At 65.2% G+C, this 25,923-nt stretch carries 25 protein-coding genes; all 25 read right to left on the minus strand.

What is annotated here, in order from left to right; all coding sequences use genetic code 11:
- Positions 1-9 precede the first annotated feature (9 nt).
- Complete coding sequence (locus tag QTI05_RS04080) at positions 10-357, minus strand: hypothetical protein (RefSeq protein WP_286541894.1); 348 nt, start codon at positions 355-357, stop codon at positions 10-12.
- Complete coding sequence (gene hisD, locus QTI05_RS04085) at positions 354-1,685, minus strand: histidinol dehydrogenase (protein WP_286622995.1); 1,332 nt, start codon at positions 1,683-1,685, stop codon at positions 354-356. The genes QTI05_RS04080 and hisD overlap by 4 nt, the downstream gene beginning before the upstream one ends.
- Before the next feature lie 100 nt (positions 1,686-1,785).
- Complete coding sequence (gene hisG / locus QTI05_RS04090) at positions 1,786-2,421, minus strand: ATP phosphoribosyltransferase (RefSeq protein ID WP_286622996.1); 636 nt, start codon at positions 2,419-2,421, stop codon at positions 1,786-1,788.
- Positions 2,418-3,686, minus strand: a complete 1,269-nt coding sequence (gene murA / locus QTI05_RS04095) for a UDP-N-acetylglucosamine 1-carboxyvinyltransferase (protein WP_286622997.1) — start codon at positions 3,684-3,686, stop codon at positions 2,418-2,420. The genes hisG and murA overlap by 4 nt, the downstream gene beginning before the upstream one ends.
- A 40-nt stretch (positions 3,687-3,726) precedes the next feature.
- On the minus strand, positions 3,727-3,969 hold the full coding sequence (locus QTI05_RS04100) for a BolA family protein (RefSeq protein WP_286541890.1): 243 nt from the start codon (positions 3,967-3,969) through the stop codon (positions 3,727-3,729).
- Positions 3,970-4,089: 120 nt separating this feature from the next.
- Positions 4,090-4,854 carry an ABC transporter permease gene (locus QTI05_RS04105; protein WP_286541889.1) on the minus strand — a complete coding sequence of 255 codons (765 nt, stop codon included), beginning with the start codon at positions 4,852-4,854 and terminating at the stop codon, positions 4,090-4,092.
- Positions 4,851-5,798: an ABC transporter ATP-binding protein gene (locus tag QTI05_RS04110; RefSeq protein WP_286541888.1), complete on the minus strand. Its 948-nt coding sequence runs from the start codon at positions 5,796-5,798 to the stop codon at positions 4,851-4,853. The genes QTI05_RS04105 and QTI05_RS04110 overlap by 4 nt, the downstream gene beginning before the upstream one ends.
- 33 nt (positions 5,799-5,831) lie before the next feature.
- Positions 5,832-6,104, minus strand: a complete 273-nt coding sequence (locus tag QTI05_RS04115) for an STAS domain-containing protein (protein ID WP_286622998.1) — start codon at positions 6,102-6,104, stop codon at positions 5,832-5,834.
- 1 nt (position 6,105) lies between these two features.
- Complete coding sequence (locus tag QTI05_RS04120) at positions 6,106-6,759, minus strand: MlaC/ttg2D family ABC transporter substrate-binding protein (RefSeq protein ID WP_286541886.1); 654 nt, start codon at positions 6,757-6,759, stop codon at positions 6,106-6,108.
- Positions 6,760-6,884: 125 nt separating this feature from the next.
- Complete coding sequence (locus QTI05_RS04125) at positions 6,885-7,625, minus strand: MlaA family lipoprotein (RefSeq protein WP_286622999.1); 741 nt, start codon at positions 7,623-7,625, stop codon at positions 6,885-6,887.
- Positions 7,622-8,113, minus strand: coding sequence for an outer membrane lipid asymmetry maintenance protein MlaD (gene mlaD, locus QTI05_RS04130; RefSeq protein ID WP_286541884.1), 492 nt, complete (start codon positions 8,111-8,113; stop codon positions 7,622-7,624). Before mlaD ends, QTI05_RS04125 begins: the two co-directional genes overlap by 4 nt.
- Positions 8,114-8,135: 22 nt before the next feature.
- Positions 8,136-8,918, minus strand: a complete 783-nt coding sequence (gene mlaE, locus QTI05_RS04135) for a lipid asymmetry maintenance ABC transporter permease subunit MlaE (RefSeq protein ID WP_286541883.1) — start codon at positions 8,916-8,918, stop codon at positions 8,136-8,138.
- Positions 8,915-9,736 (minus strand): ABC transporter ATP-binding protein, encoded by an 822-nt coding sequence (locus tag QTI05_RS04140; RefSeq protein ID WP_286623000.1) that lies wholly within the window; start codon positions 9,734-9,736, stop codon positions 8,915-8,917. The genes mlaE and QTI05_RS04140 overlap by 4 nt, the downstream gene beginning before the upstream one ends.
- Positions 9,737-9,831: 95 nt before the next feature.
- Positions 9,832-11,310, minus strand: coding sequence for a glutamate synthase subunit beta (locus tag QTI05_RS04145; protein ID WP_286623001.1), 1,479 nt, complete (start codon positions 11,308-11,310; stop codon positions 9,832-9,834).
- Positions 11,311-11,348: 38 nt separating this feature from the next.
- The gene (locus QTI05_RS04150; protein WP_286541880.1) at positions 11,349-16,088 is read right to left on the minus strand and encodes a glutamate synthase-related protein; all 4,740 of its coding nucleotides are present in this window, start codon (positions 16,086-16,088) and stop codon (positions 11,349-11,351) included.
- A 176-nt stretch (positions 16,089-16,264) separates the two neighbouring features.
- Positions 16,265-16,960 (minus strand): transposase, encoded by a 696-nt coding sequence (locus QTI05_RS04155; protein WP_286623002.1) that lies wholly within the window; start codon positions 16,958-16,960, stop codon positions 16,265-16,267.
- 15 nt (positions 16,961-16,975) lie between these two features.
- Positions 16,976-17,848, minus strand: a complete 873-nt coding sequence (locus QTI05_RS04160) for a class I SAM-dependent methyltransferase (RefSeq protein ID WP_286623003.1) — start codon at positions 17,846-17,848, stop codon at positions 16,976-16,978.
- Entirely contained in the window at positions 17,845-18,414 is a 570-nt protein-coding gene (locus tag QTI05_RS04165) for a DUF1415 domain-containing protein (protein WP_286623004.1), read from the minus strand. The genes QTI05_RS04160 and QTI05_RS04165 overlap by 4 nt, the downstream gene beginning before the upstream one ends.
- Complete coding sequence (locus QTI05_RS04170; RefSeq protein WP_286623006.1) at positions 18,411-19,658, minus strand: MFS transporter; 1,248 nt, start codon at positions 19,656-19,658, stop codon at positions 18,411-18,413. The genes QTI05_RS04165 and QTI05_RS04170 overlap by 4 nt, the downstream gene beginning before the upstream one ends.
- A complete protein-coding gene (locus QTI05_RS04175) occupies positions 19,655-20,788 on the minus strand; it encodes a deoxyguanosinetriphosphate triphosphohydrolase (protein ID WP_286541875.1) in 1,134 nt (377 codons plus the stop codon). Before QTI05_RS04175 ends, QTI05_RS04170 begins: the two co-directional genes overlap by 4 nt.
- 67 nt (positions 20,789-20,855) lie before the next feature.
- Complete coding sequence (aroB, locus tag QTI05_RS04180; protein WP_286623007.1) at positions 20,856-21,956, minus strand: 3-dehydroquinate synthase; 1,101 nt, start codon at positions 21,954-21,956, stop codon at positions 20,856-20,858.
- Positions 21,957-21,987: 31 nt separating this feature from the next.
- A complete protein-coding gene (locus QTI05_RS04185) occupies positions 21,988-22,536 on the minus strand; it encodes a shikimate kinase (protein WP_286623008.1) in 549 nt (182 codons plus the stop codon).
- A gap of 24 nt (positions 22,537-22,560) precedes the next feature.
- Complete coding sequence (locus QTI05_RS04190) at positions 22,561-24,711, minus strand: type IV pilus secretin PilQ (protein WP_286623009.1); 2,151 nt, start codon at positions 24,709-24,711, stop codon at positions 22,561-22,563.
- Positions 24,708-25,247 carry a pilus assembly protein PilP gene (locus tag QTI05_RS04195; protein WP_286623011.1) on the minus strand — a complete coding sequence of 180 codons (540 nt, stop codon included), beginning with the start codon at positions 25,245-25,247 and terminating at the stop codon, positions 24,708-24,710. The genes QTI05_RS04190 and QTI05_RS04195 overlap by 4 nt, the downstream gene beginning before the upstream one ends.
- Positions 25,244-25,918 (minus strand): type IV pilus inner membrane component PilO, encoded by a 675-nt coding sequence (locus QTI05_RS04200; protein ID WP_286623013.1) that lies wholly within the window; start codon positions 25,916-25,918, stop codon positions 25,244-25,246. The genes QTI05_RS04195 and QTI05_RS04200 overlap by 4 nt, the downstream gene beginning before the upstream one ends.
- Between the last annotated feature and the right edge of the window lie 5 nt (positions 25,919-25,923).

The following is a 25,923-nucleotide window of genomic DNA, read 5'->3' on the forward strand; positions in this document are numbered from 1 at the left end:
AAAAGCGGTTCAGCGTGTGCAACGAAAGCTGTTTTGCAGTGCGCCCGACATCACCAGCTGCACCGGCATGTCGGCCTCGTAGCTGCTGGCATTGCGCGCGAGTTCGCCCTGGTAGAGCGAGCGGGCCATCGCCGGTTCGAGCCTGCGGCCTTCGATGCAGAACAGCGGCTTCTGGCCGGTGCGCTTCTCCGCTTCGCTGGCTTCGCGCAGGCCTTCCATCACGCCGACCAGGTAGTAGCTGGCGTAGGCCTTCCCGTCTTTCTCGTTGGCTTCGAGCGTGCGCAGTTCGCGGATGGTCATGGCCTGGGCAGAGGCGCAGGCGGCTGCTACGACGAGCAAAGCAATGAGGCGGTTCATGCCAGGGATTCCTGCTTGATCCGCAGCCGTGCGGCTTCGGCGTGCGCCTGCAGACCCTCGCCTTCGGCCAGGGTCACCGCGATAGGGCCGAGCACCTGCGCGCCCGCTTCGCTGACCTCGATCAGGCTCGAGCGCTTCTGGAAGTCGTAGACGCCGAGCGGCGAGCTGAAGCGCGCCGTGCCGCTGGTCGGCAGCACATGGTTCGGTCCGGCGCAGTAGTCGCCGAGGCTTTCGCTGGTGAAGGCGCCGAGAAAGATCGCGCCGGCATGCCTGAGCAGCGGCTCCCAGCGGTGCGGGTCGCTGCTGCTGACTTCCAAATGTTCGGGCGCGATGCGGTTGCTGATCTCGCAGGCCTCTTCCATGCTGCGGGTGTGGATCAGTGCGCCGCGGCCGTTGAGCGAGGCTGCGATGATTTCGGCGCGCGGCATGGTGGGCAGCAAGCGGTCGATTTCGGCCTGCACCCGGTCGATGTAGGCCGCGTCGGGGCACAGCAGGATGCTCTGCGCGAGTTCGTCGTGCTCGGCCTGGCTGAACAGATCCATCGCCACCCAGTCGGGCGGCGTGCTGCCGTCGGCCAGCACCAGGATTTCGCTCGGGCCGGCAATCATGTCGATGCCCACCGTGCCGAACACGCGGCGCTTGGCCGCGGCCACGTAGGCGTTGCCGGGGCCGGTGATCTTGTTGACCGGCGGCACGGTCTCGGTGCCATAGGCCAGCGCCGCCACGGCCTGCGCGCCGCCGATGGTGAACACGCGCGTGACACCGGCGATGTAGGCGGCCGCCAGCACCATCGCATTTTTTTCGCCACGCGGCGTGGGCACGACCATGATGATTTCGCCGACACCGGCCACGTGGGCCGGCAATGCGTTCATGAGCACCGACGACGGATACGTTGCCTTGCCGCCCGGCACGTAGATGCCGACACGGTCGAGCGGCGTGACCTTCTGGCCCAGCAGCGTACCGTCGGCATCGCGGTAGCTCCAGCTTTCGCCCGAGGCCTTCTTCTGCGCCTCGTGGTAGCTGCGCACCCGGCGCGCGGCCGCGTCGAGCGCGTCGCGCTGCGCCGCCGGCAAGCCGTCGAAGGCGGCCTTGAGCGCGTCCTGCGTGAGTTCCAGCTCCGCAACCGAAGTGGCACTCAGGCCGTCGAAGCGGTTGGTGTACTCGAGCACCGCCAGGTCGCCGCGCTTTTGCACATCGGCCAGGATGTCGGCCACCACCTGCTCGATCGCCGCATCGGCCTCGGCCGACCAATGCAGTCGCGCCTTGAATTCAGCGTCGAAGCTGGCTGATGTGGTTGAGAGGCGAGAGGGAGTAGCTTTCATGGTCATTTCGGGGAACACCGCGGAACCGGCTTTGCCGGGCCGCTGGTGTTGCCCCCGGCGAGGGGGTTGGCGGACCACACGAAGTGGGGGAGCCTGGGGGAGAGCTTCATATCGCGGACGCGAAGGCGTCGATGATGCGGCGGATCGGCTCGCGCTTGAGCTTGAGCGCGGCCTGGTTCACCACCAGGCGGGCGCTGATGTCCATGATGCGTTCGACCTCCACCAGGTGGTTGGCCTTGAGCGTGTTGCCAGTCGAGACGATGTCGACAATGGCGTCGGCCAGCCCGGTCAGCGGCGCAAGTTCCATGCTGCCGTAGAGCTTGATCAGGTCGACGTGCACACCCTTGGCGGCGAAGAAGTCGCGCGCGATGGCGACGAACTTGGTCGCAATCTTGAGCCGCGCACCCTGGCGCACTGCGTAGGCGTAGTCGAAATCGGCGCGCGCCGCCACGCTCATGCGACAGGCCGCGATTTTCAGGTCGAGCGGCAGGTAGAGACCCGCCGTGCCGTGCTCGAGCATGGTGTCGAGCCCGGTCACGCCGAGGTCGGCACCGCCCCACTGCACGTAGGTCGGCACGTCCGACGGACGCACCAGCAGCACGCGCACATCGGGCTGCGTGGTCGGCAGGATCAGCTTGCGTGATTTTTCCGGATCTTCGGTGACCTCGATGCCGGCGGCGGCAAGCAGCGGCAGGGTCTCGTCGAAGATCCTGCCTTTGGACAGAGCGATCGTGATCGTCATGCGCTCACCCGTTCGATGTCGGCACCGATGCCGCGCAGCTTGGCTTCCATGCGGTCGTAGCCCCGGTCCAGGTGGTAGATGCGGTCGACCAGCGTTTCGCCATCGGCCACGAGGCCCGCAATCACGAGGCTCGCCGAAGCGCGCAGGTCGGTCGCCATCACGGTGGCGCCCGAAAGCTGCGGCACGCCTTCGACCACGGCCACCTTGCCGTCGGTCTGGATGCGGGCGCCCAGGCGCAGCATCTCGTCGACGTGCATGAAGCGGTTCTCGAAGATGGTTTCGGTCACGGTCGAGGTGCCTTGCGAAATCGCATTGAGCGCCATGAACTGGGCCTGCATGTCGGTCGGGAAACCGGGGTATTCGGTGGTGCGGAAGCTTTGGGCCTTGAGCCGGCCCGTCGATTTCACGTGCACCCCGCCCTCCACGGCCGTCACCGTGGCACCGGCTTCGCGCAGCTTCTCGACCACCGCATCCATGTGGTCGGCACGGCCATGCCGCAGCAACACGTCGCCGCCGGCCGCAGCCACGGCACATAGAAAGGTACCGGCCTCGATCCGATCCGCCACCACCTGGTGCTTGCAGCCATGCAGGCGTTCGACACCCTGGATGCGGATGCGGCTGGTGCCATGGCCTTCGATCTTCGCGCCCATGGCGATCAGCATCTCCGCCAGGTCGGGAATCTCGGGCTCCTGGGCCGCGTTCTCGAGTACGGTTTCGCCTTCGGCCAGCGCCGCGGCCATCAGAAAGTTTTCGGTGCCGGTGACGGTAACCATGTCGGTGGTGATGCGCGCGCCATGCAGCCGTTTGGCGCCGTTGCGCAGGCCAGCCACCATGTAGCCGTGCTCGACCGTGATCTCGGCCCCCATCGCCTGCAGGCCCTTGATGTGCTGGTCGACCGGCCGCGAACCGATCGCGCAGCCACCCGGCAGCGACACGCGCGCCTTGCCGAAGCGCGCGAGCAGCGGGCCCAGCGCGAGCACCGAGGCGCGCATGGTCTTGACCAGCTCGTAAGGCGCCTCCGGATTGCTGAGCGCACCGGCATCGATGTTCACCGTGCCGTTGTCGTCGCGCTTGGCGGTCACGCCCATGTTGCGCACCAGTTGCAGCATGGTCGCCACGTCCTGCAGGCGCGGCACGTTGTGCAGCGTGACCGGCTCGGCCGTCAGCAGTGCCGCGCAGAGCTCGGGCAAGGCGGCGTTCTTGGCGCCGGAAATCAACACCTCGCCGCGGAGCGTGCGCCCGCCGCGAATCAACAATTTGTCCATCTGGAGTCCAGCGAGTGGTGGTGGCCAAAAGGGCCGCTTGTTATTTTTCCGCCGCTGCCCATTCGGCAGGGGTGTAGGTCTTCATCGACAGTGCATGCACCTCGTCGGTATGCATTTTCGCACCCAGGGTCGCGTAGACCTTCTGGTGTCGCCGGATCGCACGCTGGCCCTCGAACTCGGCCGAGACGATGGTGGCATACCAGTGCCGCCCATCGCCCTCGAGCGCAATGTGCTCGCACGGCAGCCCGGCGGCGATGATGGCTTTGAGCTCTTCAGCGGTCATAGAAGTACTTATTCATGGGGGAAACACCGCGGAACCGGCTCCGCCGGTCCGCCGGTGTTGCCCCCGGAAGGGGGTTGGCGAAGCGACACGAAGTGCGCGAAGACTGGGGGCGAGCCACATTCACCCGCGAATCTTGTAGCCGATGCGCAGCAAATGCACGGCAACGGCACTGACGACCAGCCAGGCCGTGCCGACGATGCCGAGGCTCAACCAGGGAGAGGCATCGCTGATGCCGAAGAAGCCGTAGCGAAAGCCGTCGATCATGTAGAAGAAGGGGTTCAGGTGGCTCACGGTCTGCCAGAACGGCGGCAACGAGCTGATCGAATAGAACACGCCCGACAAGAAGGTCATGGGCATGATCAGGAAGTTCTGGAACACCGCCATCTGGTCGAACTTTTCGGCCCAGAGCCCGGCGATGAGCCCGAGCGTGCCGAGCATGGCCGCCCCCAGAAACGCGAACACGACGATCCACAGCGGCGCCACGAAACCCGGCATCGCGAAGAACACGGTGACGACGAACACGCCGAGCCCGACCGCCAGCCCGCGGATCACCGACGAGCCCACGTACGCCAGGAACCAGCCCCAATGCGACAGCGGCGTGAGCAGCACGAACACCAGGCTGCCCATGATCTTGCTCTGGATGATCGACGACGAGCTGTTGGCAAAAGCGTTCTGCAGCACGCTCATCATCACCAGCCCCGGCACCAGGAACGCGGTGTAGCTCACCGTGCCGTACACCTTCACATGGTCTTCGAGCACATGGCCGAACACCAGCAGGTAGAGCACGGCCGTCAGCACCGGCGCACCGACGGTCTGGAAGCCGACCTTCCAGAAGCGCAGCGTTTCCTTGTAGAGCAGCGCGTGCCAGCCGGTGACGTTGATCATCGGGCGACCTCCAATGGCGTCTGTTCACCCGCCATGAGGTCGAGGAACACGTCTTCGAGATCGGCCTTGCGCATTTCGACGTCTTCCACCGCCACGCCGGCTTCGCGGATCGACGCCAGCAGTTGTTCGACTTCGAGCGCATTGCGCGCGGGCAACTGCACAATGCGGCCCGTGATACGGGCGTTCTGCGCAATGGCCCAGGGCAGACTGGCATCGGTCTTGAAGCGCAGCACATTGCTTGCGGCCGAACTCAGCAAGGCGCTGGTGCTGTCGAGCGCGATCACGCGGCCCTGTTTCAGCATTGCGATGCGGTTGCACAGCGCCTCGGCTTCTTCGAGGTAGTGCGTGGTCAGCAGCACGGTGCTGCCCTGCTTGTTGAGTTTGGCGACGAACTGCCAGAGCGTTTGCCGCAGTTCGACGTCGACACCAGCGGTCGGCTCGTCGAGCACGATCACCGGCGGCTTGTGCACCAGCGCCTGCGCCACCAGCACACGCCGCTTCATGCCGCCCGAGAGCTGGCGCATGTTGGCCGTGGCCTTGTCGGTGAGCCCCAGGCTGTGCAGCAGTTCGTCGATCCAGGCATCGTTGTTCTTGATGCCGAAGTAGCCCGACTGGATGCGCAGGGACTCGCGCACATTGAAGAACGGGTCGAACACCAGCTCCTGCGGCACGATGCCGAGCTGGCGCCGGGCCTCGGCATAGTCGCGCTGCACATCGAAGCCGTGCACGCTGATGGCGCCGGCCGTGGGCCGCGAAAGGCCGGCGAGCATGCTGATCAGGGTGGTTTTGCCGGCGCCGTTGGGGCCGAGCAGGCCGAAGAATTCACCCTCTTCGATCTGGAAGCTCACCTCGTCGACCGCGCGCAAGCCCGGCTTGCCCAGGGAGCGTTGCTGACGTGAGGGGGGATAGGTCTTGCAGACCGACTGGAACGAGATCGCGGGCATGGGAGCCCACGATTTTATGCGGCGCCGGGTTTTCTAGGGCGCGGCGGGCAAAAGGCCTGCGACGCCATACAGCGCCGCAAGCTCGCGAAGCCGCGGCGGCAGGCCCTTGACCGCAAAACCGCGGCCCGCCGAACTGGCCTCGCGGCGGCACTCGAGCAGCACCGCGATGGCCGATGAATCGAACTGGGTCAGCGCACTGGCATCGACCACCGTGGACGACTCCGACGCTGCCGCCAGCCCCTGCTGCAGCATGCGCAGGCAGGCCGGGGCGTCATCGTGCAGCAGGCGGGTCGGCAATACGAGCATCTCAGCCCTTGGCATTGCCCTTGTTGCGCGCGGCCAGCGTGGCGATCAGGCCGTCGATGCCCTTGGTGTTGATTTCCTGCGAAAACTGGGTGCGATAGGTATCGACCAGCCAGACGCCGAGCACGTTCAGGTTGTAGATCTTCCAGCCGGCGCCTTCGCCGGGCGTCTTTTCGAGCCGGTAATCAAGTTGCACCGGATCGCCGTTGCCCTTGATTTCGGTTCGGACCAGCACTTCCTTCTCATCGGCCGAGCCCCGGAACGGGCGCACCGTGACAGTCTGGTCGGTCACCTGGTCGAGCGCGCCGGCATAGGTGCGCACCAGCAGGATCTTGAACTCGTCCTGCAGGCGCTTTTGCTGCTCCGGCGTGGCCTGGCGCCAGGCCGGGCCGACTGCCGACGCCGTCATGCGCTGGAAGTTGAGGTTCGGCATGACCTTGGTGTCGACCAGCACCATGATCTTGTTGATGTCGCCGGCCTTGATCGACTTGTCGGCACGGATGGTGTCGAGCACGTCGCCCGAAATCCGCTTGACCAGCGCGTCGGGTGCTTCGTCGGCCGCGCGTGCGGGGCTCACGAAAACAGCAGCAGCGCTGAACAGCAGCGCGCCGGCCAATGCGAAACGGCCAAGCGAGCGGCGTTGCAGGATCTGGTTCATCGAATAAGTCCTTCCAATCAAAAACAAAACGGGCCTTCGGGCCCTAACGTGTCAGAGCGAGGCCCGGGGGACACGGTTCCCGCAACACGTGCCCCGCATGCAACCGAATGCAAGCGCCGGGAGCCTTACTGGCCGCCCTCGCCCGGCGGGTCGCCGTTGTAGATTTCGTTGGCCCGGCGCTGCAGGTACACATCGCGCGTGAAGGAGTATTTGTCGAGCGCCGCGTCGCCAAGCAGTTGGGTGGCGCGCAGGAAGTTGGAGCGCATATCGACGACGCGCAGCACATACATCGAGTTGCGCACCGGGATGTCGTGGACAGCCCACACCAAATCGCCCTTGCTGTCGATCGGCAACGCCGCGGCGTCGCGCACGGTCGACGATCCGAGCACCGGCAACACGAGATACGGCCCCGAAGGCACTCCCCAGCGACCCAGCGTCTGCCCGAAGTCTTCCTTGTGGCGGTCGATACCCGCTTCGGTGGCGATGTCCAGCAAGCCGCCCAGACCGAACAGCGTGTTGACGTTGACCCGCATGAAGGTTTCGGCACTGTTCTGCAGGCGCAGTTGCATCACGCTGTTCGCGAAACTCCACACATCGCCGAGGTTGCCGAAGAAGTTGTTGACGCCCGTGCGCACCGGCGACGGGAGCACGTTGCGGTAGGCCGTGGCGGCGGGAATCAGCACGGCCTCGTCTACCCCGTCGTTGAAGCGGGAGATGCTGCGGTTGAGCGGTTCGAGCGGGTCGGCCGGATTCGCGTAGGGGCCGGTGGCGCAACCGGTCATCAATACAAAAGCGGTTGCGGCGCCGATCCAGCGGAAATGGTTGGCGAGCTTCTGGATGGAGAGGAAAGTGAGGGGCGGTTTCATTTTTTCGTGGGGGTCCCTGCGGTGCTGCTGCCACCTTCGGCCGCCTTGCTGTACAGGAACTGACTGATCAGGTTTTCCAGCACCACGGCCGATTGCGTGGCGGTGATGGTGTCACCAGCCTGCAGTGTCTTTTCTTCGGCGCCCGCTTCGATCCCGATGTACTGCTCGCCGAGCAAGCCGCTGGTCAGGATCTTGAGCGAGCTGTCCTTCGGGAAACTGTAACGGTTTTGCAACGCGAGCGTGACGCTGGCCTGGAAATTCTTGTCGTCGAACGTGATCGATTCGACACGGCCGACCACCACGCCCGCGCTCTTGACGGCCGTTTGTGGTTTCAAACCACCAATGTTGTCGAAACGGGCCGTGACCGCATAGGTCTTCTGGAAGTTCAGGCTCAGCAGATTGGCGGACTGCAGTGCGAGAAACAGCAGCGCGGCCGCGCCGATGAGCACGAACAGACCGACCCAGATGTCGTTGTTGGAACGTTGCATGGTTGATTGCGTCCTTGTTGTTCTAGATGCTGAACATCATTGCGGTCAGCAGAAAGTCGAGCCCTAGCACGGCCAGCGAAGCCACCACGACGGTACGGGTGGTGGCGCGCGAGACGCCTTCGGGCGTCGGCTGCGCCGCAAAGCCCTGCAACAGCGCGACAAAGGTGACGGTAAAGCCGAACACGATGCTCTTGACGACGCCGTTGCCGACGTCGCGCCAGACATCGACGCCGTTTTGCATCTGGCCCCAGAACGCGCCGGGGTCGACACCGAGCATCACCACGCCGACCACGTAGCCGCCGACCACGCCGACCGCGCTGAACACCGCCGCCAGCAGCGGCATCGTGATCACGCCGGCCCAGAAACGCGGCGCGAGGATGCGGCGAACTGGGTCGACCGCCATCATCTCCATCGCGCTGAGCTGCTCGCCGGCCTTCATGAGGCCGATCTCGGCGGTCAGCGACGTGCCTGCACGGCCTGCGAACAGCAGCGCAGCAACCACGGGGCCGAGTTCGCGCACCAGGCTCAAGGCCACCAGCAGGCCCAACGCCTCCGACGAGCCGTACCGCTGCAAGGTGTAGTAGCCCTGCAGGCCCAGCACGAACCCGACGAACAGGCCCGAGACAGCGATGATCGCCAGCGAGTAATTGCCGAGGAAATGGATCTGGTCGCGCACCAGGCCGAAGCGACGCAAGCTCTTCGCGCCGGGACCGACGAGCTGCACAAACAGGCGCGCTGCGCTGCCGATATCGCCCAGCTTGCTGCGCACCGCGAACCCGACATCGGCCGGACGCCACCAACTCATGCCCGACCCCCGTCAGAATTGCCGAAATCGTCTTCCACGCTCACGCCCGGATAGTGAAAGTGCACGGGGCCATCGGGCAGCGCATTGACGAACTGGTGCACCAGCGGGTCGACGCTTTCGCGCACCTCGCCGGGCGTTCCCTGGGCCGCGATGCCGCCGTTGGCCAGGATGATCACGTGGTCGGCGATGCGGAAGGTTTCTTCCAGATCGTGCGACACGATGATGCTGGTGAGGCCGAGCGTGTCATTGAGCCGGCGAATCAGCCGCGCCGCCGTTCCGAGCGAAATCGGGTCTAGGCCGGCGAAGGGCTCGTCGTACATCACCAGGTCGGGGTCGAGCGCGATCGCGCGCGCAAGTGCCACGCGCCGCGCCATGCCGCCCGACACCTCGCTCGGCATCAGGTCGCGGGCACCGCGCAGACCGACCGCATCGAGCTTCATGAGCACGATGTCGCGCACCAGCGCTTCGGGCAACAGGGTGTGCTCGCGCAACGGAAAGGCAACGTTGTCGAGCACGCTCATGTCGGTGAACAAGGCGCCGAACTGGAACAGCATGCCCATGCGCCGCCGTGCTGCGTAGAGCGCCGGCTGCGCCATCTGGCCGACGTTCTGGCCGTCGAACAGCACTTCGCCGCGCTGGGCGCGCAATTGCCCGCCGACCAGGCGCAACACCGTGGTCTTGCCCCCGCCCGAGGCGCCCATGAGCGCCGTGACCTTGCCGCGCGGCACGCTGAAAGAGACACCGTCGAGAATGGCGCGCGCGCCGTAGCCGAACGTGACGTTCTTGAACTCAACCAGCGGTGGAGGTGCTTTGTCCATCAAATAAAAAAGCCGGGCACCTTTTCAGGCATCCCGGCTCAGGGGTTTCCCCAATAATAAGGGAAGCACAGGACGTGCCCGCGCGCCCTGCTCGTTCAGCGCGGCAGGTCGCTGTATCCCATGAGGAATTCGTCCACGGCGCGTGCAGCCTGACGGCCCTCGCGGATGGCCCAGACCACCAGCGACTGGCCGCGCCGGATGTCGCCGGCAGCAAACACCTTGGGCACGCTGGTCGCATAGCCACCGGTGAATTCAACCGTGGCCCTGGCGTTGCCGCGGGCATCCTTCTCGACGCCGAAGGCATCGAGCACGCTCGCCACCGGGCTCACGAAGCCCATGGCAAGCAGCACCAGGTCGGCCTTGAGGACTTGCTCGCTGCCCGCCACTTCGACCATCTTGCCGTCCTTCCATTCGACGCGAACGGTCTTCAGGCCGGTGACTTTCTTGCCGTCGCCGATGAATTCCTTGGTCGAGATCGCGAACTCGCGCTCACAGCCTTCTTCATGGCTGGAGCTGGTGCGCAGCTTGATCGGCCAGTAAGGCCAGGTCATCGGCCGGTTCTCTTCTTCCGGCGGCTGCGGCATGACCTCGAACTGCGTGACGCTGACCGCACCGTGGCGGTTGCTGGTGCCGACGCAGTCGGAGCCGGTGTCGCCGCCGCCGATCACGATCACGTGCTTGCCGTCGGCGCGCAGTTGCCCCTTGACCTTGTCGCCTGCATTGACCTTGTTCTGCAGCGGCAGGAACTCCATCGCGAAATGGATGCCGTCGAGTTCGCGGCCGGGCACCGGCAGGTCGCGCGACTGCTCGGCGCCGCCGGTCAGCAACACCGCGTCGAACTCCTTGTCGAGTTGCTCGGGCGTGACGGTTTCCTTGGCCCAGTTGGTGACCTTGGAGCCCTTGCCGAGCGGATCCTTCGCAGCACCGACCATCGCGCCGAGGCGGAAGGTGACGCCCTCGGCCTTCATTTGCTCGACACGGCGGTCGATGTGCGTCTTTTCCATCTTGAAGTCGGGAATGCCGTAGCGCAGAAGGCCGCCGACGCGGTCGTTCTTTTCGAACAGCGTCACGTCATGGCCGACCCGCGCCAACTGCTGCGCCGCCGCCATGCCGGCAGGGCCGGAGCCGACCACGGCGATCTTCTTGCCGGTCTTGTGCTTCGCGATGCGCGGCGCGACCCAGCCTTCGTCCCAGGCGCGGTCGATGATCGCGTGCTCGATCGACTTGATGCCGATCGCATCGTCGTTCACGTTGAGCACGCAGGCCGCCTCGCAGGGCGCGGGGCAGATGCGGCCGGTGAACTCCGGGAAGTTGTTGGTCGAATCGAGCACCGCGAAGGCGTTCTGCCAGTCGTCGCGATACACCAGATCATTGAAATCCGGAATGATGTTGTTGACCGGGCAGCCGCTGTTGCAGAACGGCGTGCCGCAGTCCATGCAGCGCGCGCCCTGAACCCGCGCCTGCTCAGGCGTCAGGCCGACCACGAATTCCTTGTAGTGCTTGACGCGCTCGCCCACGGGCTTGTAGCCCTCCTCGATGCGCTCGTGCTCCATGAAGCCGGTGATTTTTCCCATCGTGCTGTCCTTTTGCTTTTCGTTGTACCGCGGGCGGGTCAGACCTTGGCCGGCGTGCGCACTGCGTGCGGTTCGAGGCCGGCATGCGCGTCGTTGCCGCTGCTGGCGAGTTCGACCTTGCGGTCGTGGATCTCGCCGAGCGCACGCTTGTATTCGTTCGGGAACACCTTCACGAACTTGGTGCGGGCGGTGGCCCAATCGTCGAGCAGCTCGCGCGCGCGCTTGCTGCCGGTCCAGCGGTGGTGCTCTTCGAGCAGCTTCTTGAGCTGCGCCTCGTCCGTCTGGCCGCCATGCCAGTTCTTGCGGTGCATGCTCGCGGTCTGCTCGGCCGAGGTCAACACCTTCTCGAGCGACACCATCGACAGGTTGCAGCGCGAGGCGAAGCGACCGTCTTCGTCGTAGACGAAGGCGACGCCACCACTCATGCCGGCCGCAAAGTTGCGACCGGTCTTGCCGAGCACCGCGACGGTTCCGCCGGTCATGTATTCGCAGCCATGGTCGCCGGTGCCTTCGACCACCGCGGTCGCGCCCGAAAGACGCACCGCGAAGCGCTCGCCGGCCACGCCGCAGAAGTACGCCTCGCCGGTGGTGGCGCCGTACATCACGGTGTTGCCGACGATGGTGTTGCGCACCGCCTCGCCGCGGAACTCGAGGCTGGGCCGCACCACGATGCGGCCACCGGAGAGTCCCTTGCCGGTGTAGTCGTTGGCGTCGCCGATCAGGTACAGCGTGATGCCGCGTGCCAGGAACGCGCCGAACGATTGCCCGCCGGTGCCTTCGAGCTGGATGCGGATCGAATCGTCCGGCAAGCCCTCAGGGTGCACCCGCGTGAGCGCGCCCGACAGCTTGGCGCCGACCGTGCGGTTCACGTTGCGCGCGATCTCGATGAACTGCACCTTCTCGCCCTTGTCGATCGCCGCGCGCGACTTCTCGATGAGCTTGGTATCGAGGTTGTTCTCGAGGCCGTGGTCCTGGTTTTCGACGTGATAGCGCGGCACGTCGGCCGGCACGTCGGGCAGCGCGAACAGGCGGCTGAAATCGAGGCCGCTGGCCTTCCAGTGCGAGATGCCTTTCTTCATGTCCAGCAGGTCGGCACGGCCGATCATGTCGTCGAACTTGCGGATGCCGAGCTGGGCCATGATCTGGCGCACTTCTTCCGCGATGAAGAAGAAGTAGTTGACGACGTGCTCGGGCTTGCCCGAGAACTTCTTGCGCAGCACCGGGTCTTGCGTGGCCACGCCCACCGGGCAGGTGTTCAGGTGGCACTTGCGCATCATGATGCAGCCCTCGACGATCAGCGGCGCCGTGGCGAAGCCGAACTCGTCGGCACCGAGCAGCGCACCGATCGCGACGTCACGGCCGGTCTTCATCTGGCCGTCGGCCTGCACGCGCACACGGCCGCGCAGGCGGTTCAGCACCAGCGTCTGCTGGGTTTCGGCCAGGCCGATTTCCCAAGGGCCGCCGGCATGCTTGATCGATGACCAGGGCGAGGCGCCCGTGCCGCCGTCGTGGCCGGCGATCACGATGTGATCGCTCTTGCACTTGGTGACGCCGGTGGCGACGGTGCCCACGCCCACTTCACTGACCAGCTTGGTGCTGATGCTGGCGTGCGGCGCGACGTTCTTGAGGTCGTGGATCAGCTGCGCAAGGTCTTCGATCGAGTAGATGTCGTGGTGGGGCGGCGGCGAGATCAGGCCCACCCCCGGCACCGAGTAGCGCTGCTTGCCGATGTATTCGGTGACCTTGCCGCCGGGCAGCTGGCCGCCTTCGCCGGGCTTCGCACCCTGCGCCATCTTGATCTGGATCTGGTCGGCCGAGCTCAGGTACTCGGCCGTGACGCCGAAGCGGCCCGACGCCACCTGCTTGATCTTGGAACGTAGCGAATCACCGGCCTTCAGCGGCAGGTCGACCTCGACGTTGGCCTCGCCGATCACGCTCTTAAGCGTGTCGCCGAGCTTGACCGGAATGCCCTTGAGTTCGTTGCGGTAGCGCGCCGGATCCTCACCGCCTTCGCCGGTGTTGCTCTTGCCGCCGATGCGGTTCATGGCCACGGCCAGCGTCGAGTGCGCTTCGGTCGAGATCGAGCCGAGCGACATGGCGCCTGTGGCGAAGCGCTTGACGATCTCGGCGGCGGACTCGACCTCTTCGACCGGGATCGCCCTCGCCTGATCGATCTTGAACTCGAACAGGCCGCGCAGAGTCATGTGGCGGCGGCTCTGGTCGTTGATGATCTGGGCATATTCCTTGTAGGTGCTCCAGTTGTTGGCGCGCGTGCTGTGCTGCAGCTTGGCGATGGCATCCGGCGTCCACATGTGGTCTTCGCCGCGCGTGCGCCACGCGTACTCGCCGCCGGCGTCGAGCATGCTGGCCAGCACCGGGTCGTCGCTGAACGCCGCGGCATGCATGCGCAGCGTTTCCTCGGCGATCTCGAACACGCCGATGCCCTCGACGCGGCTCGCGGTGCCGGTGAAGTACTTCCCGATCGTGTCGTTGTTGAGGCCGATGGCTTCGAACAGCTGGGCGCCGCAGTAGCTCATGTAGGTGCTCACGCCCATCTTGGACATGATCTTCGACAGGCCCTTGCCGATCGCCTTGACGTAGTTGTAGATCGCCTTCTCGGCCGACAGGTCGCCCGGCAGGTCGGCATGCATCGAGGCCAGCGTTTCCATCGCCAGGTACGGGTGCACGGCTTCGGCGCCGTAGCCCGCGAGCACGCCGAAGTGATGCACTTCGCGCGCACTGCCGGTTTCGACCACGAGGCCGGCGGTGGTGCGCAAACCTTCGCGCACCAGATGCTGGTGAATGGCGCTCGAGGCGAGCAAGGCGGGAATCGCCACCTGCGTGGCGCTGACGGCGCGGTCGCTCACGATCAGGATGTTGCTGCCGCCCTTGATCGCGTCGACCGCCTCGGCGCACAGCGACGCAAGCTTGGCTTCAATGCCCTCGCGGCCCCAGTCGACCGGGTAGGTGATGTCGAGCGTGGTGCTGCGGAACTTGCCCTGGGTGTGGCGCTCGATGTCACGCAGTTTCGCCATGTCGGCGAAGTCGAGGATCGGCTGGCTCACTTCGAGCCGCATCGGCGGATTGACCTGGTTGATGTCCAGCAGGTTCGGCTTCGGCCCGATGAAGCTGTTGAGCGACATCACGATCGCCTCGCGAATCGGATCGATCGGCGGGTTCGTCACCTGCGCGAACATCTGGCGGAAGTAGTTGTACAGCGTCTTGTTCTTGCTCGAAAGCACCGCCAGCGGGCTGTCGTTGCCCATCGAGCCGATGCCCTCTTCGCCAGCCTGCGCCATCGGCGACATGAGGAACTTGATGTCTTCCTGCGTGTAGCCGAAAGCCTGCTGGCGATCGAGCAGCGAGACCGCGCTGGCAGGCACTTCAGCGGGCGGTGCTTCAACGCTGTCGAGCTTGATGCGCAGGTTTTCGATCCACTGCTTATAGGGCTTGGTGTTGACGACGTAGGCCTTGAGTTCGTCGTCGTCGATCATGCGGCCCTGCTCCAGATCGATCAGGAACATCTTGCCGGGCTGCAGGCGCCACTTGCGCACGATCTTGTGCTCCGGTACCGGCAGCACGCCGGACTCCGAAGCCATGATGACCAGGTCGTCGTCGGTCACGCAGTAGCGCGAGGGGCGCAGGCCGTTGCGGTCGAGCGTGGCACCGATCTGGCGGCCGTCGGTGAAGACGATCGACGCCGGGCCGTCCCACGGCTCCATCATGGCGGCGTGGTACTCGTAGAACGCTCGGCGGCGCTCGTCCATGTTGTCGTGCTGTTCCCACGGCTCGGGAATCATCATCATCACGGCCTGGCTGATCGGGTAGCCGGCCATGGTCATGAGTTCGAGGCAGTTGTCGAAGGTGGCGGTGTCGGATTGCCCGGCAAAGCTGATCGGGTACAGCTTCTTGAGGTCGGCCGCGAGCACCGGCGACGACATCACGCCTTCGCGCGCCTTCATCCAGTTGTAGTTGCCGCGCACCGTGTTGATTTCGCCGTTGTGCGCGACATAGCGGTACGGGTGGGCCAGCGGCCACTTGGGGAAGGTGTTTGTCGAGAAGCGCTGGTGCACCAGGCCGATGGCCGAGACGCAACGCTCGTCGGAAAGGTCGAGGTAGTACACGCCCACCTGGTCGGCCAGCAGCAACCCCTTGTAGACCACCGTGCGGCTCGACATGCTCGGAACGTAGTACTCCTTGCTGTGCTTGAGCTCCAGGTTCTGGATGTTGGCGCTGGCGGTCTTGCGGATCACATAGAGCTTGCGCTCCAGCGCGTCCTGCACGATCACGTCGTTGCCGCGGCCGATGAACACCTGGCGCAGGATCGGCTCGGTCTTCTTCACCGCCGGGGACATGGGCATGTCGCGGTTGACCGGCACATCGCGCCAACCCAGCAGCACCTGGCCTTCGGCCTTGATCGCCCGCTCCATCTCCTGTTCGCAGGCCATGCGCGATGCATGCTCCTTCGGCAGGAAGATCATGCCCACGCCATATTCACCGTACGGCGGGAGGGTGACGCCCTGCTTGCCCATCTCCTCGCGGTACAGCGCGTCCGGAATCTGGATCAGGATGCCCGCTCCATCGCCCATCAGTTTGTCAGCGCCCACTGCGCCGCGATGATCGATGTTTTCGAGAATCTTGAGCGCTTGCGTCACGATGTCATGCCGCTTCTCGCCCTTGATGTGGGCCACGAAGCCCAGGCCGCAAGCGTCATGCTCGTTCGCGGACGAATACAGCCCGTGTTGTTCCAGGTGTTGGATCTCGGCATCCGTGGTCATTGGGCGCACTCCTTCATTTTTTCGCAGGGAAACGGAGGATATTGCGTTGCACAAACAATGCCAAGAACTTTAATAGGGGTCAGATTCCAATTAAATCCTGAATCTATTGTTCAGGTATTAATTGGGGACATATTAAAAAGGCAACAATTGATCGTGGCCCGACCACCGAGGTTCGCTCAGGCTGAGGGTTCTTTGGGGCGACGTCCGGCCCGAGCCTTGGCCACACGGCGCGGGGTGGCCGCCTGCAATTTCTCGACGAAGCTGGCGTCGCCAGCGGCCCAGCCCTGAAGCGTGGCTTCCGTCAGCAGGGTCTGGTCGCGCAACGGAATGCCGGCGCGCACCAGATCCACGTAAGCCGCCTCGCGGGCGAAAGGTGTGTTGCCGAGCGCCCAGTAAAGCGGGTGCGGCGTGACCAACCGATCGGTGGTCACGCCGATGTAGTGGTTGTGGCTCGACCACGGAAAGTCGCGTGGTTCCGCAACCAGGCCGGCGCGCACCGGATTGAGGTCGATGTAGGCCATGCACGCGAGCAGATAGCGATCGGTCTGGATCAGCGTGGAGCGATAGCGCCCTTCCCACAGCGTACCGGTACGCTGGTGCCGGTCGTTGAACCAGCGCACGTAGCTGCGCCCGACCGCCTGCATCAATTTCGGCAAGCCGTCATCGGTGCCTGGCGTGGCCAGCAGATGAAAGTGGTTGCCCATGAGCACATAGGCATGCAGCGCCACGCCGAAGCGCGGCGCGTGTTCGGCCAGCAGGGCCAGCATGCGCTCGCGATCGGCGGTGTCGAGAAAGATCGGCTGCCGGTTGTTGCCGCGCTGGATCACATGGTGCGGCTGATCCGCAAGCGTGAGGCGGGGCAGACGCGCCATTGCAAGTGCTCCGGTTCAGGCCGGCAGGCGGAAACGCGTCTCCAGCAGCGCGTCCAGCCCGAACTGCGACAGCAACTCGCGCAGCCGTTGCGCGGCGGCGGCTTTGCGCTGCCCGGTGTGGCGCGCGATGATCAACTCGTTTTTCATGCTGTGCTCCCAGCCGACAAGCTCGGTCACCGTGACCTGGTAGCCATGCGCCTCGAGCAGCAGGCAGCGCAACACGTTGGTGAGCTGGCTGCCGATTTCGCGCGTGTGCAGCGGATGTCGCCACAACTCGGCCAGCGGCGTGCGCGCCAGCGCCAACGCCTTGGTTTCCCGCAGGCAGGCGGCGACCTCGGCCTGGCAACACGGCACCAGCACCATGAACCGGGCCTGCTTGGCGAGGCCGAACGCGATCGCATCGTCAGTCGCGGTGTCGCAGGCGTGCAACGCCGTGACCACATCGATCTGCGCCGGCAATTCGGGCGAGTCGGCCGACTCGGCCACCGTCAGGTTCAGGAACGCCATGCGCTCGAAACCGAGCCGCATCGCCAGCGCCTTCGATTGCGCGACCAGTTCGCCGCGCGTTTCGATGCCATAGACCCGGCCTCCGCCCAGCGCCTTGAAAAACAGGTCGTAGATGATGAAGCCGAGGTACGACTTGCCGGCGCCGTGGTCGGCCAGTGTGGCTTGTGCGCCCTCTCCCGGCAACTCGCGCAGCAGCTTCTCGATGAACTGGAACAGGTGATAAACCTGCTTGAGCTTGCGCCGCGAGTCCTGATTGAGCCGGCCCTCACGCGTGAGGATGTGCAACGCCTTGAGCAACTCGACCGACTGCCCCGGACGAACCGCCTCGGCCAGCTCGGCCTCGGCGCGGGCCGCTCGGGCGGGCTTCGCGAGTGTCTTCATGGCTTGGCCGCCCCGGGGCCGACGTCGAGCGCGGCCCAACCGGTGTGGCCCAACGCCTGCAGGGTGTCGATATTGCGCTCGAAGATGGCTTCAGCTTCGGGGAACGCGTCGACTGCGCGGCTCACGCTGTCTTCACGCAGCAGATGCAGCGTGGGGTACGGCGCGCGGTTGGTCGCATTGCCGATGTCGTCGTGCTCGGTGCCGCCGAACTGGAATCGCGGATGAAAGCTGGCGAGCTGCAGCACGCCATCGAAGCCGGCTCGTGCCAGCTTGCGCTCGGCGCGCGCGGCGAGGTCGTTGAAATCGAGAAAGTCAGGCAAGGTGTTGGGCGCGATCAAAAGCGTAGTGTCGCGCACCGACGCACCGCAGGCGACGAGGGCTTCTGCCTCGGCCACCAGCGCATCGATCAGTTGATGCTCATCCTCTGCCAGATAGACCGCCCAGTGGATCTGCCCCTTCACATGCACCGCCTTGGCGAACGGGCACAGATTGAGTCCGATCACGGCACGCGCCAGCCAGCGCTCGGTGTCGGCAAGCGCCTGCGCAGCGGTCACACCGGGGGTCATGCCAAGGCGCCCCGCGATGCCGTTCGCAGGCGGGACGCCAGCGCGATGCCAGCCAGCGAACACGCCAGCGCGACGACCCACGTCCACTGCCAGCCGCCAACGCGATGCGCGATCCAGGCGACCAGCGGCGGCGCGAGGAACTGCCCGAGCGCCGAGGCCTGCTGCATCATGCCGACGGTGGTCGACACGGTCGAAGGCCCCGGCGCCAGTCGCACCGACAGCATGAACAGCGTGGCCGGCACCATGCCGCCCGCCAGCGAAAACACGCAGACCGCCGCATAGCGCAACGCCGCCGGCAACATGATTGCATCGGCGCCCTGTCCCCATTGCGCGAAAGCAGCCAGGCTGCCGAGCGCCATTGCAGCGAAGCCCCACCGCAACAGGCGGGCGGGCGCCGCACCTTGCTGCAACCAGCGGCCGCCCGCGACATTGCCGACGATGTTCATGGCGGCGGCCAACGCCGTGAGCACCGCGCTCCAGCTGGACGGCACGCCGGCCCCCGCATAGATCGCGGGCAGAAAACCGATCACCGCCATCCATTGCGCGGAATAGACCGCGAAGGCGAGCGAAACGATCCATGGCCCGGCCGCGCCGAGCGTGGCGCGCAAGCGGTCGGGCCAGCCCGTGGTTGCCGCGGCGGCCGTCGCACGGAGGCGATCGGGTGGCACCACCGCTGCCACCCACAGCGTGGTGCCAGCCGACAAGAGAGCCAACGCCCACCACCACCCCGGCCAACCGGCCCACGCGATCACGGTCGGGCCGCAAAGCAGTGCCAGCGCGACGCCGAGCGGCATGTAGGCACCCCAAAGGCCCATCGCGGCCTTCTCTGCGCCGGACGGCGCCATCGCACGGATCAATCCCGGCGCCGGCATCACGGTCAGCAGGAAACCCACGCCCTCGAGTGCGCGCAGGGCCAGCAGCCAAACCACCACCTGCGGCGCGCCAATGTGTCCGACAAGGCCACCCAGCAGGCTGGCCAGCGTGACGATCGAAAGCCCGATCAGCATGCTGCGACGCAGCCCGATCTTGTCGGCCGCGAGCCCGACCACAAGGCCCAGCGTCATGCCGGCCAGTTGAACCAGCGACAGCATGAAACCAGCTTCGACCAGGGTCAGGCCGAGGCTCGCCTGCAAGGCAGGCACGGCCGGTGGCAGCTTGCCGAGATGCAGGGCCACGCCGACGCCGGCCGCAATGACGGCCAGGGCCGCGACCGGCACACGCGATCGTTCGACCACCGCGCTCATAGCACCCAGCGCCGCCCGGTGAGGCGCTCGTGCTCGCGCATCGCAAAACGATCCGTCATGCCGGCGATGTAGTCGGCCACCGCGCGCTCCCGGTCGCTGCGATCGGCGAAAGAATCCGCCATTTCGTCGGGCGTGTCGCAGTATGCCGAGAACAGCTCTTTCACAACCTCCTGCGCTTGTGCAGTGGTTTGCATGACCTGCGGGTGCCGGTACAGGTTGCGAAACAAGAACTGCTTCAGGGCCGTCGACTCGCCTCGCATGGCCGTGCTGAACAGCACGAGCGGGCCGGCCCGTCGCGCCACATCGGCATCGACGGGTGCCGCGGCATCGAGCGCGGCGCGCGTGGCGTCGATCACGTCGTACACCTGCGCGCTCAGCATGCGGCGGATGGCCTCGTACAGCACGCGCCGGCCCTGCAGTTGCGGATGGTCGGCCATGGTCTCGGCGCGGTAGCGCTCGAACAGGTCGACCTCGGCCAGATCCTCGATGCGGATCAGCCCCGAGCGCACGCCGTCATCGATGTCGTGGGCGTTGTAGGCGATTTCGTCGGCCAGGTTGCAGAGTTGCGCTTCGAGCGAGGGCTGGATTCGATCGAGAAAGCGACGCGCGACGCCATCGGGCTCGGCCGCTTCGAGCCGTTCGGCGTTGGCACGCGAGCAATGCTTCAGGATGCCCTCGCGCGTCTCGAAGCTCAGGTTGAGGCCGTCGTACTGCGGATACCGGTGCTCCAGTTCGTCGACCATGCGCAGGCTCTGCAGGTTGTGCTCGAAGCCGCCATGCCCGGCCATGCAGGCATCGAGCGCGTCCTGCCCCGCATGCCCGAACGGTGTGTGGCCCAGGTCGTGCGCCAGCGCGATTGCCTCGACGAGGTCTTCGTTGAGTTGCAGCGCGCGGCCGATCGAACGGCCCAATTGCGCGACCTCGAGCGAGTGCGTGAGACGGGTGCGAAAGAGATCGCCTTCGTGGTTCAGGAAGACCTGGGTCTTGTAGACCAGCCGGCGAAACGCCGTCGAATGGACGATCCGATCGCGGTCGCGCTGGAACGCGTTGCGCGTCGGTGCAGGTGGCTCAGGATGGCGGCGACCACGCGAAAGGGCGGGATCGCAGGCGTAACAGGCAAGTGCGGTCATCTCAAGCCCGAAAGGCCTGAATCGCCCGACCTTCGAGCGCCGGACGGTCTCCTTTTGATGGCACCTGTCAAACGGCGCAGCATTCCACCAGCACCTCGCGCACCAGCGCTTCGGGCGCAGCGCGCATCACGGCAGAACCAGGCCGTTCCAGCAGCACGAAACGGATCTCGCCACCCTCGGATTTTTTGTCGATGCGCATGAGCTCGAGGTAACGCTCGACGCCCAATGCCGGGCCCACCACCGGGAGACCAGCGCGCTCGACCAGCCCGGTGAATCGTGTGACGAAGGCTTCGTCGACGCCGCCGAGGCGCTGTGACAGCCGGGCTGCCATCACCATGCCGCAGCCGACCGCCTCTCCGTGAAGCCATTCGCCATAGCCGAGCCCCGACTCGATCGCGTGGCCGAAGGTATGGCCGAAGTTGAGGATCGCGCGCAGCCCGGACTCGCGTTCGTCCTGGCCCACGACCTCGGCCTTGATCTCGCAACTGCGCTTCACCGCATGAGCCAGCGCCTCGGGATCGCGCGCGACCAGCGCATCGACGTTCGCTTCGATCCAGTCGAAAAACGCCATGTCATAGATCGGACCGTACTTGATGATCTCGCCCAGGCCGGCACTGAGTTCACGTGCCGGCAACGTGGCGAGCGTGCCCAGGTCGCACAGCACCAGCTGCGGCTGGTAGAAGGCGCCGATCATGTTCTTGCCGAGCGGGTGGTTGATGGCCGTCTTGCCGCCGACCGACGAATCGACCTGCGCCAGCAAGGTGGTCGGCACCTGCACGAACGGCACGCCGCGCATGTAGCTGGCGGCGGCAAAACCCGTCATGTCGCCGACCACCCCGCCGCCGAGCGCGAACAGCACGGTCTTGCGGTCGCAGCCATGGCTGAGCAGCGCGTCGAAGATCAGGTTGAGCGTGAGCCAGTCCTTGTGGGCTTCACCGTCGGGCAGCTCCAGCAGGTGCACGGAGCGGAAGCGCTTGCGCAGCACGGTGCACAACTGCCGCGCATAGAGCGGCGAAACCGTGGTGTTGCTGACGACCATGGCGCTGGTCGCGGCAGGCAAGGCGTCGTAGCTTTCCGGATCGTCCATCAACCCGTTTCCGATCAGGATCGGATAGCTGCGATCGCCGAGTTCGATCTCGACACGTTCCAGAGTGGCGTTCAGGGGCATTCCCCGAGTTTAGGCGCAGCGCGCAACCCGGTCAGTCGTGCGGAAGCTCGGGCGGCGGCTCGGGCACGACGATGCCGGCCAGTTCAAGCTGCATCACGATGATGTTGACCAGCATGGCGACCGATGGCCGGCCCGTCTCCACCACGTCATGCGCGGTCTCCCGGTACAGCGGGTCACGCGCGCTGTGCAGTTCGCGCAAACGGCCCAGCGGGTCGGCCACCTGCAGCAACGGGCGCTTGACGTCGTGGCGCAGGCGCCGGAACAGATCTTCCGGCGTGGAGCGCAGGTAGATGACGTGGAAACGATCGCGCAGCTGCGCACGATTGCATTCGCGAATCACCGAGCCACCGCCGGTTGCCACCACGCCCGAGGGGTTCGCCGCCAGGTCGGCAATCACCTGCTGTTCGACCTCCCGGAAACGGGTCTCGCCCTCGCGCTCGAAGAAGTCGCGGATCGAGCAGCCGACGCGCTGCTCGACGACGTGGTCAGTGTCGATAAAAGGGAGTTGCAGGCGCTGCCCGAGGCGCCGGCCCACTGCGGATTTTCCGGCGCCGGGCAAGCCGACGAGCGCGACCGCCATGCGGTTCAGCAAACACCGCGCGCGTCAGCGCGCAGCGTTGCGGTCGGTGATCATTTTCGGGGTAATGAAGACGAGCATTTCGGTTTTGGTGGCAGTGCGATTGCGCGTGCGGAACAGTGCACCGACAACAGGCACTTCACCCAGTACCGGCACGCGCGATTCGTCATTGGATTCGGTGAGTTCGAAGATACCACCGATGACGACTGTGCCACCGTTCTCCACCAGCACCTCGGTTTGCACATGCTTGGTGTTGATCGCGAAGCCGGCCGTCGTCGCCTGGCCGACCGTGTCCTTGTTGACGTCGAGCGTCAGGATGATGTTGCCTTCGGGCGTGATCTGCGGCGTCACTTCGAGCTTGAGGTTGGCCTTGCGGAAGGCAATCGACGTCGCGCCGCTGGAGGTGGCCACCTGATACGGCAGTTCGGTGCCCTGCTCGATTAGCGCCTTGGTCTGGTCGGCCGTCACCACCCGCGGGCTCGACACCACCTTGCCCTTGCCATCGGCTTCGAGCGCGGAGATTTCGAGGTTCAGCATGCGCGAGAAGCTGGAGTTGAACAGCGAGATCGCAAATGTGCCTGGCGCATTGCCGCTGCCGTTGGGGCTGGTTGCCGGCAAGTTGATGAAGTTCTGATTCGTGAAGGTGGTGAGCGCGCTGCCCGCCGTGGTGGCAGTGGCTGCGGTCACGACTGGCATCACGCCCAGGTTACCGAACACCCGGTTGCCGTTGGCCGAGCCGACGCTCGCGCCCGCAGCGCCGCCGCCAAGCTTCACACCCAGCGATTTACCAAAGGTATCCGACGCCTCGACGATGCGCGCCTCGATCAGCACCTGGCGCACCGGCACGTCGAGCTTCACGATCAATTCTGCAACCTGCGCCAGACGGGACGGAATGTCGGACACGAACAGCTGGTTGGTCCGCGACTCGGCAATCACGCTGCCGCGGGCACTGAGGATGCGGGTTGTACTTGAGCCTCCACCGCCACCGCCTGCGGAAGCGCCGGTACCAGTCAAGCCGCCGGCGATCACCAGTGCCTTGGTGTAGTTCAGCTGGAACGACTGGGTGCGCAGCGGCTCAAGGTTCTCGATCGCTGCCTTGGCCTCGAATTCGAGCTTTTCCTTGGCGTTGATCTCGTCCTTGGGCGCGATCCACAGCACACTGCCGTTCTTGCGCATGCCCAGGTTCTTGGCCTGCATGATGATGTCCAGCGCCTGATCCCACGGCACGTCCTTCAGGCGGAGCGTGAGCGCCCCTGTGACGGAGTCGGAGGTCACGATGTTGAAGTTGGTGAAGTCTGCAATCACCTGCAGCAGCGACCGGATCTCGATGTTCTGGAAGTTGAGCGAGAGCTTCTCGCCGTTGTAGCCGACGCCTTGCGTCAGCTTGGTCGGATCGATCTTGCGTGGGCGCACCTCGACCACGAACTGATTCTCGCTCTGGTAGGCGCTGTGCTCCCATTCGCCCTTCGGCTCGATGACCATGCGCACCCGGTCACCCGATTGCTGCGTGGTGATAAGTTGCACGGGCGTGCCGAAGTCGGCCACGTCGAGGCGCCGGCGCAGGCCCTCGGGCAAGGTCGACTTGGTGAATTCGACCACCAGGTTCTTGCCTTGCTGACGGATGTCAACACCGACCTGGTTGTTCGGCAGGTCGACGATCACGCGACCGGTGTGGTCGGAACCCAGACGGAAATCGACGTCGCGCAACGGCAGCATGTCGCGATTGCGGTTCTCGGCGAACGCACCCTGCGCAGAGGCCACGAGCGCCGGGCCGGCGACCGGCTCCAGCGAGACCAGCAGCGATTTGCCCTGGATCTCGGTCTTGTACGCAGTCGCCTGCTTGAGATTCAAGACCAGGCGCGTGCGTTCACCGGCTTGCACCACGTTGACCGAACGCAGATTGCCCTGGTTCACGTCGATGGCGGAGCGGCCGATGGCGTTGGTGACGCCTGGGAAATCCAGCGCGATGCGCGCAGGAGTCTGGATGGCGAAGCCGGTCGGCGGCGCCGTCAGAGGCTGCGTCAGGTCGATCCGGATCACCTCGGAGCCTGACTGCATCGACGTGGTGACGGCTTCGATGGCGTTCTGCGCATGCACGGCAGCGGCGGCGCCAAGGGCCAGCAGCATCGCGCCGGCGGCGCGCAGCCATGTGGCGATAGTGGTTTGTTCTTGCTTCATTTCGACCTCTCTTGCAACTGCAGCGTCGCCACGCGTTCGATCCATTCACCGGCGGCGTCCTGCACGATTTCACGCAAGCCGAGTTCGGTTTCACTGATGCGGGTGATGAGCCCGTAATTGAGTCCCAGATGATCGCCGACCCGCACCTGGTAGAGCAGCTTGTCGACGCTGATCAGCGCCACCGGCTTGCCGTTGCGGTTCAGGCTGCCGACCATGGCCATCGAGTCGAGCGGGAAAGCTTCGAGGGCTTCCTTGCGACGCGCCAGTTCGGGGGCGATCAAACCCGAAGTGCTGGGCTGATTCGAATCGCGGCGGAGCGCCTGGGTCAGCTTCTGGATATTGAAAGGCTCCATCGACGCAACCTCGGTGTAGGCCTGCGGCGTGAACTTCTTGGGTTCGGAGATGGGTGCAACGGTCGGCCGCACCTGCGCGCGCTGCTCGGCCATCCAGCGCTGCAGTTCTTCCCGATCCGAGCCGCCACATCCACTCAGACCGACCACGGCGGCAGTCAGCCAGATCAAATGGAGGAGTTTCATTTCTTGGCTCCAGGCGCGGCAGCCTTCTTCTGGGCGGCCTGTTCGTCCTGATCGAGGTAACGGAAGGTGCGCGCCGTCGCATCCATGGTCAAGCCACCGTCTTTCTGCGGCGTGACAGACAGATTGTTCAACGTCACAATGCGCGAGAGATTGGCAATGTCGGCCGCGAACGCACCCATGTCGTGATACCGGCCGGTCACACGCACGGCGATCGGCAACTCGGCGTAGTAGTCCTTCACAACCACCTGCCCCGGCCGAAACAGCTCGAATTGCAGACTGCGGCCAAGCCCGGCCTGGTTGATATCGGACAACAAGGCGTCCATTTCCGCTTTACTGGGCAGTTGCTTTTCGAGCAAGGTCACGTATTGCTGCACCTGCTCACGCTGTTTCTTGAGCAAGTCAAGATTGGCGGCCTGGGCCACCTTCTTCTGGTAGTCGGCCCGCAGCACCACTTCTTTCGCGCGCTCGGCTTCAAGCGCGTCGTTCGAGTTGGTGAGCCAGACGAACCAGAGCGCGACCAGCACCAGGACCGTCACCAGCACGCACAGTGCATAGCGCGGCAGCGCAGGCCAGACAGAGGGGTCGTTCGGATTGAGACCGCGAAACTGATCGCCGAACTGGCGCATCGAAGCGGCAAGGTCGATGTTCGGGGCGGAGCGTCGTGTGGCCATGGCTG

Source organism: Variovorax fucosicus (assembly GCF_030316825.1).
Lineage (GTDB): Bacteria > Pseudomonadota > Gammaproteobacteria > Burkholderiales > Burkholderiaceae_C > Variovorax > Variovorax fucosicus.